Genomic DNA, 9,787 nt, shown 5'->3' with positions numbered 1-9,787 from the left:
GCGGTCAGCCGCGCACCTCGGCCGCGACCAGCTCGGCGATCTGCACGGCGTTGAGCGCCGCGCCCTTGCGCAGGTTGTCGTTGGACAGGAAGAGCGACAGGCCGTGCTCGGCGGTCTCGTCGACGCGGATCCGGCCGACGTAGCTCGGGTCCTGGCCCGCGGCCTGCAGCGGGGTCGGGATGTCGGTGAGCACGACGCCGGGGGCGCCGGTCAGCAGCTCGGTGGCGCGCTCGGGGCTGAGCGGACGGGCGAAGCGGGCGTTGACCTGCAGCGAGTGGCCGGTGAAGACCGGGACGCGGACGCAGGTACCGGAGACCTTGAGGTCGGGGATGCCGAGGATCTTGCGGCTCTCGTGGCGGAGCTTCTGCTCCTCGTCGGTCTCGTTGCTGCCGTCGTCGACGACCGACCCGGCGAGCGGGACGACGTTGAAGGCGATCGGGCGCCGGTAGACGCCGGGCTCCGGGTACTCGACGGCGCCGCCGTCGAAGGCGAGCTGGTCGGCCTTCTCGGAGACCTGGCACGCCTGCTCGTACAGCTCGGAGACGCCGGCCAGGCCGGAGCCGGAGACCGCCTGGTAGGTGGAGACCACCAGGGTGACCAGCTCGGACTCCTCGTGCAGCGGGCGCAGCACGGGCATCGCGGCCATGGTGGTGCAGTTCGGGTTGGCGATGATGCCCTTGGGGCGGTTCGCGATCGCCTCGGGGTTGACCTCGGAGACGACCAGCGGGACGTCGGGGTCGCGGCGCCAGGCGGAGGAGTTGTCGATGACGACGGCTCCGGCGGCGGCGACCTTGGGGGCCAGCTCCTTGGAGGTGGCGCCGCCCGCCGAGAAGATCACGATGTCCAGGCCGCTGTAGTCGGCCGTGGCGGCGTCCTCGACGGTGACCTCGGTGTCCTTCCAGGGCAGGGTGCGCCCCGCCGAGCGGGCCGAGGCGAACAGCCGCAACTGCTCCACCGGGAAGTCCCGCTCCGCCAGGATCTCGCGGACCACGCCGCCGACCTGACCGGTGGCACCTACGATGCCGATCTTCATCCGTCTCTCCTCCTGCTACCGGTTGGGCCGGTTGTCCCGGCCCATCATGCCTTGTCAGAGCGGGTTTCGGTGGGGGTGTCCCAAAGCGTGAACGCTTGCCGTCCGGGACGGAAATCCCTCCTGCGCCGGGCCTTCCCCACCGGAAATCCTGCGCGCGTTCCGGCCCCCCTCGCTCGTCCCCTCACTCACCCCCGAGGCCGTCCCCGCGGCCGTCCCCTCACTCGCCCCCGAGGTCGTGCGCGAGCAGCGGCAGCCGCACCGCGGGGCTCGGGATCCGGCCGGCCCGGTGCAGCAGGGCCTTCAGCGCGGTCGGGTTGGGCCCGGCGAAGACGGACCGGGAGAGCCCGGCGAGTTCGGCGCCGAGCTTGCGGGCGTGCGCGGCGTCGCCGTCCTGCCAGGCCCGGTGCAGGGCGACGAAGCGGGCGGTCTCCAGGTGCGCGGAGGCCAGTACGCCGCCGTCGGCGCCGAGGGCCAGCAGCGGGGAGGCGAACAGGTCGTCGCCGGCCAGTACGCCGCGCGGTCCGGCGGCCAGCAGTGCCACGGTCTCCTCGTCGATGCCGCCGGGCGCGTACTTGATCCCGGCGACGGCGGGCAGCGCGAGCAGGTCCAGCAGGGCGGCGGCGCCGAGCGGCTGCCCGGTGCGGTACGGGATGTGGTAGATCATCAGCGGCAGCGGGCTGGTCGCGGCCAGCGCCCGGAAGTGGGCGAGCACCCCGGCCTCGCCGGGGCGGACGAAGGCGGGGACGGCGACCAGCGCGGCGTCGGCCCGGCCGTCCAGGGCGGTGAGCGCCGCGGCGGTGCGGGCGGTGCCGCCGTGGCCGGCGCCGACGGTGAGGACGGCGCCGTGGGCGTCGGTGGCGCGGCGGCAGACCTCGATCACCGCGTCCTGTTCGGCGTCGGTCAGCGAGCCGGGTTCGCCGGTGGTGCCGAGGGCGACCAGGCCGGCCGCTCCGGCTTCCAGGCTGTCGTGGGCGAGCCGTTCGAGGGCGTCGAGGGCGAGGGCGCCGTCGGCGGTGAAGGGCGTGACCAGCGGGACGTGGATGCCGTGGAGTTCCATGCGGGAAGCCTGCCGGGCGGCGACCGTGCAGGTCCAGTTCACATTGGTGATGCTTCTCGTAAGCTGGGCCGATGCTCGATGTGCGAAGGCTGCGGTTGCTGCGCGAACTGGCCCACCTGGGGACGATCGCGGCGGTCGCGGAGGCGTTGTCGTTCAGCCCTTCGGCGGTGTCCCAGCAGTTGTCGGTGCTGGAGCGGGAGGCGGGGGTGCCGCTGCTGGAGCGGTCCGGGCGGCGGGTGGCGCTGACCCCGGCGGGGCGGAACCTGGTGCGGCACACCGAGGCGGTGCTGGAGCTGCTGGAGCGGGCGGGCGCCGAGCTGGCGCGCGCCCGGACGGGCCCGGCCGGGCCGCTGCGGATCGGCGCCTACCCGTCCGCGGTGCGCGCCCTGGTGCCCGCGGCGCTGGCCGAACTGGCCTCCCGGCACCCGGAGCTGGAGGCGATGGTCAGCGAGGTGGACCCGGCGGCGGTGGCGGCGGCGCTGCGGGCGGGCGAGCTGGACGTGGCGCTGGTGCACGAGTACGACCTGGTGCCGGGCGAGCCGGAGGACGGGATCGCGCTGACCGACCCGGTGTTCGCCGAGCCGCTGTACCTGGCGGCCCGCTCGGCGGGCACCCTGGCCGGGCACCGGGACAGCCCGTGGATCACCTCCCCGCCGGGGACGCTCTGCCACACGATGGTCCAACGGGTGTGCCAGTCCGCCGGGTTCGGCCCGCGGGTGCGCCACCGGGTGGACGACTTCGCCTCCCAGCTGGCCCTGGTCGCGGTGGGCCAGGGGGTGGCGCTGGTGCCGCACCTGGGCATCGGACGCTGCCCGCCGGGCGTGGTGCTGACCCGGCTGCCGCTGTACCGGCGCACCCGCACCGCCTTCCGCTCCGGCGGCGCCGCACACCCGGCGGTGGCGGCCTTCGCGGCGGCCCTGCACGCGGCGGTGCCCGGGGAACTGCGCCCGACCTGACCTTCCCGCCGTTCACGGACGCTCGCTAGCCTTCCGCCATGCATCAGTTGAACGAGCAGCAGGAGCAGCCGGGCCGGTTCGGGCCGGACGCCACGGTGGAGGTCCGGGCCGAGGGCGTGGGCCCGGTGCGCACCGAGTACGCGCCGGACCACGACGGCGACCCGGATCCGGGCGAGATCGTCTGGACGTGGGTGCCGTACGAGGAGAACGACGGGCGGGGCAAGGACCGGCCGGTGCTGGTGGTGGCGCGGGAGGCGGGCGGTTCGCTGCTGACGGTGATGCTGTCCAGCAAGGGCCACGACGACGACCGGGACTGGGTGCCGCTGGGCGCGGGGCCGTGGGACCGCAGCGGGCGGGACTCCTGGGTGGCGCTGGACCGGGTGTTCCGGGTGCGCGACGGCGGGATGCGGCGCGAGGCGTGCGCGCTGGACCGGGCCCGGTTCCAGCTGGTGGTCGACGCGCTGCGGCGGCGCTACCGCTGGCGCTGAGTAACGATTGCCGGATCCTCCTCCCCCGCCCGCCCCCGTACCGGTACAACGGGCTCCAGGATCCCCACAGTTGAGCTGGAGTCGCACGGATGAGCAGCAGCCACACCCCTCCCGGTTACGGGCCTCCGCAGGAGCCGTACGGCCAGTACCCGCAGGAGGCGGGGCTCCCGGGCTGGCTGGCCCCGGGCGTGTGGCCCGGTGTGCAGCCCGCTCCGGGCACCCGGGTGCTGGCCGCGCCGGCGGACCGCTTCCTGGCCCGCCTGATCGACACCGCGGTCCTGCTCGTGCCCGCGGTCCTGCTGTACGCCGCCGTGGACGGCCTCCTCTACAGCCTGCTCGGCGCGGTCGTCATGATGTGCTACGAGGCCGCCATGCTGCTGACCCAGCACGGCCAGACCGTCGGCAAGAAGGCGATGAAGCTCCGCGTGGTCAGCGCGGCCCACGGCGGCCGTCCGACCGACGCCGAGCTGTGGACCCGGGTCGGCATCTACGGCGGCCCGATCCTGGTGCCCTTCGTCGGCGGCCTGTTCTCGCTGGTCAACTGCCTGTCCCTGCTGTGGGACAAGCCGCTCCAGCAGTGCTTCCACGACAAGGGCGCCAAGACCCTGGTGGTCAAGGAGCTCTGACCCGCCGTCCGGGCGGGGCTCCGCCGGAGCCCCGCCCGGTCGCGTCAGCTCGCCAGGCAGCTCGGTCCGAGCAGCTGCTTGAGGTCGCCGAACAGCGCCGGGTCGGTTTTCACCCGGTGCCGGTCCAGCCGCAGCACCACCGTCTTGGTCTCCCCGCGCAGGTGGACGTGGACCTCGGTGCTGCCCTTGTGGTGGACGAGCACCTCGCGGAGCCGGCCGACGATCGGCGGGGTCAGCTTGTCCTCCGGCACGGTGATCACGATCGGCAGCTGCGCCGCGAGGTTGCTCAGGTCGGGCACCGACAGCTCCATGCCCATCAGCCGCGGCACGTCCTCCCGCCGGTCGAGCTTGCCGCGGACGAACACCACGGCGTCCTCGACGAGTTGCGAGGAGACCAGCTGGTAGCTGGCCGGGAAGAACATGCAGTCGATCGAGCCCGCCAGGTCCTCGACGGTGGCGATCGCCCAGGCGTTGCCCTGCTTGGTCATCTTGCGCTGGAGGCCGGAGATGATGCCGCCGATGGTCACCATCGCGCCGTCCGGCCGCTCGGCCAGGTCGGCGACCGCGCAGTCCGCCTTGTCGGCGAGCACGTGCTCGATGCCGTGCAGCGGGTGCGAGGAGACGTACAGGCCGAGCATCTCGCGCTCCTGGGCGAGCAGGAAGGGCTTCTCCCACTCGTCCTCGGCGAAGACCACGTCCAGCCCGAAGGACGGCTCGCCCGGGACGGCGTCCCCCCCGCCCTGCCCGGTCCCGGCGGAGCCGCCCTGCCCGGTGTCAGCGGAACTGCCCTGCCCGATGTCAGCGGAGCTGAACAGGTCGAACTGCCCCTCGGCCTCCTTGCGCTTGATCCCCACCACGTTGTCGATCATCGGCTCGAACCGGGCGCTCAGGCCCTTGCGGGTGTGTCCGAGCGAGTCGAACGCGCCGGCCTTGATCAGTGATTCGACGGTGCGCTTGTTGCACACCACCGACTCGACCTTCTCCAGGAAGTCCGGGAAGGAGGCGTACTTCCCCTTGGACCTCCGGGTGCGGATCATCGACTCCACCACCGGCCCGCCGACGTTGCGGATCGCGGTCAGGCCGAACCGGACGGTCTCGCTGCCGTGCGGGGTGAAGTTGGCGTCCGACTCGTTGACGTCCGGCGGGAGCACCTGGATGCCCATCTTGCGGCACTCGTTGAGGTAGACCGCGGACTTGTCCTTGTCGTCCTTGACCGAGGTGAGCAGCGCCGACATGTACTCGGCCGGGTAGTTGGCCTTCAGGTAGGCCGTCCAGTACGAGACCAGCCCGTAGCCCGCGGTGTGCGCCTTGTTGAAGGCGTAGCCGGAGAACGGGACGAGCACGTCCCACACCGCCTGGATCGCCGCGTCCGAGTAGCCGCGCTCCCGGCAGCCGCGCTGGAACGGGACGAACTCGGCCTCCAGGATCTCCTTCTTCTTCTTGCCCATCGCGCGGCGCAGCAGGTCGGCCTGGCCGAGCGAGTAGCCGGCCAGGATCTGCGCGGCCTTCTGCACCTGCTCCTGGTAGACGATCAGGCCGTAGGTGGGCTCCAGGACCTCCCGCAGCGGCTCCGCCAGCTCCGGGTGGATCGGGGTGATCTCCTGCTGGCCGTTCTTGCGCAAGGCGTAGTTGAGGTGCGAGTCGACGCCCATCGGGCCGGGCCGGTACAGCGCCAGGACGGCGGAGATGTCCTCGAAGTTGTCGGGCTTCATCAGGCGCAGCAGCGAGCGCATCGGGCCGCCGTCGAGCTGGAAGACGCCCAGCGTGTCGCCGCGGGCGAGCAGTTCGTAGGCGGGCTTGTCGTCCAGCGGCAGCTGGAGCAGCTCGATCTTGACGCCCTTGTTCCTCTCGATCGCCTTGACCGCGTCGTCCATGATCGTCAGGTTGCGCAGTCCGAGGAAGTCCATCTTGAGGAGCCCGAGGCTCTCGCAGGTGGGGTAGTCGAACTGGGTGATGGTGACGCCGTCGGTGTGCCGGGTCCACACCGGGATGTGGTCGGTCAGCGGCTCGGCCGACATGATCACGCCCGCCGCGTGCACGCCGGGCTGGCGGATCAGGCCCTCGATGCCGCGCGCGGTGTCGATCACCTTGCGCACGTCGGGGTCGTTCTCGTACAGGCTGCGGATCTCGCCCGCCTCGCCGTAGCGCGGGTGCGAGGAGTCGGTGATGCCGGACAGCGGGATGCCCTTGCCCATCACGTCCGGCGGCATCGCCTTGGTGATCCGGTCGCCCATCGCGTAGGGGTAGCCGAGGACCCGGGAGGAGTCCTTGATGGCGGCCTTCGCCTTGATGGTGCCGTACGTGACGATCATGGCGACCTTGTCGGAGCCCCACTTCTCGGTCACGTAGCGGATCACGTCGCCGCGCCGGCGCTCGTCGAAGTCGATGTCGACGTCGGGCATCGAGACGCGCTCGGGGTTGAGGAAGCGCTCGAAGATCAGGCCGTGCGGGATCGGGTCGAGGTCGGTGATGCCCATCGCGTAGGCGACCAGCGAACCGGCCGCCGAGCCGCGGCCCGGACCGACCGCGATGCCCTGGCTCTTGGCCCACATGATGAAGTCGGCGACCACCAGGAAGTACGCCGGGAACCCCATCTGGACGATGGTGTCCATCTCGTACTCGGCGAGCTTGCGGTGCTCCTCGTCGTAGCCGCCCGGGAAGCGCCGGTCCATGCCCTCCCAGACCTTGGACCGGAAGAAGTCCGCCTCGGACGCGAAGCCCTCCGGGATCGGGAAGCGCGGCATCAGGTTCTTGAACTCGAACATGCCGGCGGTGTCGACCCGCTCGGCGACCAGCAGCCGGCTGTTGCGGCAGCCCTCCTGCCAGACGTCCGAGGAGTCCAGGGCGTACATCTCGGCGGCCGACTTGATGTAGTAGCCGGTGCCGTCGAACCGGAAGCGATCCGGGTCGGAGAGGTTCTTGCCGGTCTGCACGCACAGCAGCAGGTCGTGCGCGCCCGCGTCGGCCTCGGTGGTGTAGTGCGAGTCGTTGGTGACCACCGGCGGGATGCCCAGCTTCCGGCCGATCTCGACCAGCCCGTCGCGGACCCGCTGCTCGATCTCCAGGCCGTGGTCCATCAGCTCCAGGAAGTAGTTCTCCCTGCCGAAGATCTCCTGGTACTCGCCCGCCGACCGGAGCGCCTCGTCGAACTGCCCCAGCCGCAGCCGGGTCTGCACCTCGCCGGACGGGCAGCCGGTGGTGGCCATCAGGCCCGCCGCGTGCTCGGCGATGATCTCCTTGTCCATCCGGGGCCACTTCACCAGCCAGCCCTCCGCGTAGGAGCGCGAGGTCAGCTTGAAGAGGTTGTGCAGGCCCTCCTTGTTCCGGGCCCAGATGGTCTTGTGGGTGTACGCGCCGGACGCCGAGACGTCGTCCTTCTTCTGGTGCGGCTGGCCCCACAGGATCCGCTTGGTGTTCGACCGCGACTCCGGCGCCACGTACGCCTCGATGCCGATCACCGGGGTGATGCCCGCCGCGACGGCCTGCTTGTGGAACTCGGCCGCGCCGTACATGTTGCCGTGGTCGGTCATCGCGACGTGGGTCTGCCCGAGCCGCCCGACCTCCTGGAACAGCTGCTTCAGCCGGGCGGCGCCGTCCAGCATCGAGTACTCGGTGTGGACGTGCAGGTGCGCGTACGGCTGGTCGCTCAAGGCGGGGCCTCCGGGGTCCTGGGTGAGGGCCGGAACGCATGAGGCCCGAGCCGCCACCGGGGCTCGGACCAGGGCTTCCGGGATCGCGCCCCCGAGTCTAATCCTCCCCGCCCGCCCCCTCCCCTCCCCACACGGCGGCCCGGCTGTCCTGACGGCCTGTTAGCTTGGGCCACCCCCGCACGGACCCAGGAGGCCCGCCGATGCCCGCCGCCCGCACGCTCTCCGACCGCGAGCTCACCGCCTCCTACTTCGCCCGCCAGCTGCTGCACCGCACCGAACGGCCGTCCGCCGCCGGGGCCGTGACCGGGCTGACCGCGCTCCAGGCCCAGTACTCCCCCTCGCCGCACCTGGCGCTGTGGACCCGGCTGCCCGGCTTCGACCCCCGGGAGCTGGAGGCGGCGCTGCTGGACGGCACGGTGGTGAAGTCGACGCTGATGCGCGGCACCCTGCACCTCGTCCCCGGGGCCGACTACGGGCACCTGGCGGCGGCCTGGCGGCGCCGCTGGCTGACCGAACTGCGCGGCCGGCACAAGGACGCCGGCCTGGACGAGGCCGCCCTGGAGGCGTCGCTGCGGGCCTTCACCGCCGTCCCGCGCAGCGCGGAGGAGCTGCGCGAGCACACCGCCGCGGCCTCCGGCGGCCGGGTCCGCACCGCGGACCTGCTGCACTACCCGCGGGCGCTGCTCCCGCTGGTGCACGTCGCCCCGTCCGGGCACTGGCGGGCGCACGGCAAGCCCCGGATGGTCCTGTGGGGCGGCGAGCTGCCGCCCGAACCGGCCGCCACCGCGCTGCTGGCGCGCCGCTACCTGGCGGGCTACGGCCCGGCCTCGCGTGCCGACCTCGCGCACTTCACCGGCCTGCGGCTGCGCCAGCTCGACCCGGCGCTGGCCGAGCTGGGCGAGCTGGTCCGGTACCGGGCCGAGGACGGCCGCGAGCTGCTCGACCTGCCCGGCGCCCCGCCGCCCGCCGAGCCGGACGGCGAGCTGCCGGTGCGCTTCCTGCCCAAGTGGGACGCCGCGCTGCTCTCGCACGCCGACCGCACCCGGATGCTGCCCGCCGCGATCCACCAGCAGGTCTACCGGGCGGTCAACGGCACCCTGCTGGCCTCCTACCTGGTGGACGGGCTGGTCGCGGGCGTCTGGGAGCACGCGTGCAAGCGCGGCGCGGCCGTGCTCACCCTCACCCCGCTGCTGCCGCACGGCCGCCGCCCGGAGCTGGAGCGGGAGGGCGGGCGGCTGCTGGCCTTCCTGGAGCCGGAGGCGGAGAGCCGCCGGGTGGTGTTCGCGTCCTGAAGGGGCGCTCAGCCCTGCCCGTCGATCTCCGCCAGGAAGGCCAGCGCGGCCGCCCAGGTCCGTTCGGCGGCCTCGGCGTCGTGGTCGGGCAGTTCGGGGTCGGTGTAGAGGTGTCCGGCGCCGCGGTAGCGGTGCACCTCGACGTCGGCGCCGGCCCGGGTCATCCACAGGTACCAGGTGTTCAGCCAGTCGTCGGACTCGAACGGGTCGGGTTCGGCGACGTGCAGCTGCACCGGGATCTCGGTGGCGGCGTCCTCCCGCAGGTCCGAGGTGCCGTGGAAGAGCACCAGCCCGCGGGCCTGCTCGTCGGCCAGCGCGAGGTTCTGCGCCAGCGACCCGCCGAGCGAGAACCCGGCGTACACCAGCCCGCCCCGGGCCGGCAGCAGCGGGGCGACGGCGCCGACGGCCCGGCGCAGCAGCTCGTCGTTGCCGACCTCGTCCCGGTACGCCATGCCCTCCTCCAGCTCGTCGAAGGTCTTCCCCTCGTACAGGTCGGGGGTGTGCACGGTGTGCCCGGCGGCGCGCAGCCGGTCGGCGGCCGCGGTGACGGCGGGGCGCAGGCCGTACGCGGAGTGGAACAGGACGATCTCGGCCACGGGTCGGGCTCCTCGGTGCTGCGGGTGCGGTCCCTCCATGATCGCCCATCGGGGGACGCGCGGCGGCCCGGCCCACCGGTGCGGTGGGC

General features: G+C 72.8%; 8 protein-coding genes. 4 read left to right on the top strand and 4 right to left on the bottom strand.

Annotated elements, in window-relative coordinates; genetic code table 11:
- Positions 1 to 4: 4 nt before the first annotated feature.
- Complete coding sequence (locus tag ACFUEL_RS27825; protein ID WP_380239511.1) at positions 5 to 1,033, bottom strand: aspartate-semialdehyde dehydrogenase; 1,029 nt, start codon at positions 1,031 to 1,033, stop codon at positions 5 to 7.
- Between the two features lie 217 nt (positions 1,034 to 1,250).
- Positions 1,251 to 2,090 (bottom strand): dihydrodipicolinate synthase family protein, encoded by an 840-nt coding sequence (locus ACFUEL_RS27820; protein WP_380239510.1) that lies wholly within the window; start codon positions 2,088 to 2,090, stop codon positions 1,251 to 1,253.
- 71 nt (positions 2,091 to 2,161) lie between these two features.
- Between ACFUEL_RS27820 and ACFUEL_RS27815 the strand changes: the two genes are divergently transcribed.
- The 3 genes from ACFUEL_RS27815 (at position 2,162) to ACFUEL_RS27805 (ending at position 4,160) form a co-directional block, all read left to right on the top strand.
- Positions 2,162 to 3,046, top strand: coding sequence for a LysR substrate-binding domain-containing protein (locus tag ACFUEL_RS27815; protein WP_380239509.1), 885 nt, complete (start codon positions 2,162 to 2,164; stop codon positions 3,044 to 3,046).
- Between the two features lie 38 nt (positions 3,047 to 3,084).
- Positions 3,085 to 3,534 (top strand): type II toxin-antitoxin system PemK/MazF family toxin, encoded by a 450-nt coding sequence (locus tag ACFUEL_RS27810; RefSeq protein WP_380239508.1) that lies wholly within the window; start codon positions 3,085 to 3,087, stop codon positions 3,532 to 3,534.
- Between the two features lie 89 nt (positions 3,535 to 3,623).
- Positions 3,624 to 4,160, top strand: coding sequence for an RDD family protein (locus ACFUEL_RS27805; protein WP_380239507.1), 537 nt, complete (start codon positions 3,624 to 3,626; stop codon positions 4,158 to 4,160).
- Positions 4,161 to 4,204: 44 nt separating this feature from the next.
- Here ACFUEL_RS27805 and dnaE read toward each other — a convergent pair whose 3' ends face one another.
- Entirely contained in the window at positions 4,205 to 7,810 is a 3,606-nt protein-coding gene (gene dnaE, locus ACFUEL_RS27800; RefSeq protein WP_380239506.1) for a DNA polymerase III subunit alpha, read from the bottom strand.
- A gap of 200 nt (positions 7,811 to 8,010) precedes the next feature.
- On the opposite strand from dnaE, the gene ACFUEL_RS27795 reads away from it, so the two are divergent.
- Entirely contained in the window at positions 8,011 to 9,102 is a 1,092-nt protein-coding gene (locus ACFUEL_RS27795) for a winged helix DNA-binding domain-containing protein (protein WP_380239505.1), read from the top strand.
- Positions 9,103 to 9,110: 8 nt separating this feature from the next.
- Here ACFUEL_RS27795 and ACFUEL_RS27790 read toward each other — a convergent pair whose 3' ends face one another.
- The gene (locus tag ACFUEL_RS27790) at positions 9,111 to 9,737 is read right to left on the bottom strand and encodes a dienelactone hydrolase family protein (RefSeq protein WP_380239504.1); all 627 of its coding nucleotides are present in this window, start codon (positions 9,735 to 9,737) and stop codon (positions 9,111 to 9,113) included.
- Positions 9,738 to 9,787 lie beyond the last annotated feature (50 nt).

It is taken from the genome of Kitasatospora sp. NPDC057198 (assembly GCF_042670125.1).
In the GTDB taxonomy this organism is placed as follows: domain Bacteria; phylum Actinomycetota; class Actinomycetes; order Streptomycetales; family Streptomycetaceae; genus Kitasatospora.
Note: the sequence above shows the minus strand (reverse complement) of the source record. Positions and strands in the feature narration are given on the sequence as shown.

Coding starts and splice junctions, on each gene's coding strand:
- ACFUEL_RS27805 (WP_380239507.1), top strand. CDS start 3,624: ATGAGCAGCAGCCACACCCCTCCCGGTTACGGGCCTCCGCAGGAGCCG.
- ACFUEL_RS27790 (WP_380239504.1), bottom strand. CDS start 9,737: ATGGAGGGACCGCACCCGCAGCACCGAGGAGCCCGACCCGTGGCCGAG.
- ACFUEL_RS27825 (WP_380239511.1), bottom strand. CDS start 1,033: ATGAAGATCGGCATCGTAGGTGCCACCGGTCAGGTCGGCGGCGTGGTC.
- ACFUEL_RS27795 (WP_380239505.1), top strand. CDS start 8,011: ATGCCCGCCGCCCGCACGCTCTCCGACCGCGAGCTCACCGCCTCCTAC.
- ACFUEL_RS27820 (WP_380239510.1), bottom strand. CDS start 2,090: ATGGAACTCCACGGCATCCACGTCCCGCTGGTCACGCCCTTCACCGCC.
- ACFUEL_RS27815 (WP_380239509.1), top strand. CDS start 2,162: ATGCTCGATGTGCGAAGGCTGCGGTTGCTGCGCGAACTGGCCCACCTG.
- ACFUEL_RS27810 (WP_380239508.1), top strand. CDS start 3,085: ATGCATCAGTTGAACGAGCAGCAGGAGCAGCCGGGCCGGTTCGGGCCG.